Origin of the sequence: Sciscionella sediminilitoris, assembly GCF_000737195.2 — a bacterium.
Lineage (GTDB): Bacteria > Actinomycetota > Actinomycetes > Mycobacteriales > Pseudonocardiaceae > Sciscionella > Sciscionella sediminilitoris.
The window spans coordinates 1-1,058 of sequence record NZ_JALM01000124.1 but is presented as its reverse complement, the minus strand read 5'-3'; the positions used below and the strand labels follow the sequence as shown (position 1 = coordinate 1,058).

General features: G+C 63.8%; 1 protein-coding gene and 1 pseudogene. Both read right to left on the bottom strand.

Annotated features, from left to right (window positions below; translation table 11 throughout):
* Window positions 1-30 precede the first annotated feature (30 nt).
* Window positions 31-864 (bottom strand): IS3 family transposase, encoded by an 834-nt coding sequence (locus tag AD72_RS32495; RefSeq protein ID WP_031470472.1) that lies wholly within the window; start codon window positions 862-864, stop codon window positions 31-33.
* Window positions 864-1,058, bottom strand: a pseudogene (locus AD72_RS37335) (hypothetical protein); the annotation flags it as partial. The gene AD72_RS32495 and the pseudogene AD72_RS37335, both read right to left, overlap by 1 nt.

Here is a 1,058-nt window from a genome sequence, read left to right as displayed (position 1 = left end):
CCGGGGTTCGTGGAGTCGGGTTTCTGGATTTCATGCCACGGTGAACTTGTTTTCGTATTCTATCGGGGTGAGCATGTCGATGCTGCTGTGGCGGCGTTGGCGGTTGTGCCAGATTTCGAGGTAGTCGAAGATCGCGTTGGCGAGCTCGATGCGGGTATGCCACCGTTGCCGGTCAAGAAGCTCGACTTGCATCCGTGACCAGAAGGATTCGATCATCGCGTTGTCGTAGCAGTCGCCGATGCTGCCCATCGAGGGCACAAGCCCGGAGTCCCTGGCGCGCTTGGTGAAAGCCCATGAAGCGAACTGGACACCGTGGTCGGAATGAATGATCCCGCCTGCCGGGTGACGACTGTCGATGGCCATTCCCAGCGCGTTGGTCACCAGGGCTGCGGTGGGCGAGGCATCGATGGACCAGCCGACGACACGACGTGAGAACACGTCGAGTACGACCGCGCAGAACACTTTCCCTTCCCTCGTAGAATGTTCGGTGATGTCGGTGACCCATAGTTGATTTGGCCTCGCGCGGGCGAAGTCGCGATCAACCAGATCCGCGGCGATCTGGTCAGGCTTGGCTCGGCGCCACCCTCGACGACCGGACACACCGGCCAGTCCCGCGCGGCGCATGAGCATCTCGACCGCCCCATGGCCGACGACGATCCCCCGGCCGAGACGGAGTTCGGCATGGACGCGACGAGAGCCGTAGGTTCCACGCGACTGCTGGTGGACTTCGGTGATCACATCGGTCAGCCATGCTCGCCGGATCGCCTGGGCCGGCGGGCGCCGACTCAGCCAGGCGTAATAGCCCGACACTGACACGGCCAGCACGCGGCAAGCCACCTCGACCGGGATCTGCTCGGCGGCCATCACCTGGACCGCTTCGAACCGTCTTTTGGGGGCACCACCTCTCGGGTGAGCTCGATCGCACGCTGGGTGGCGCGCAGCTCAGTCTCCAGCTGCACGATCCGCCGTTTCGCCGCAGCCAACTCGGTCTTCTCGGCGCTGGTCAATCCCGGTTCGAGGCCGCGATCGATGCGGTCCTGCCGACGCCAGCTATAGAT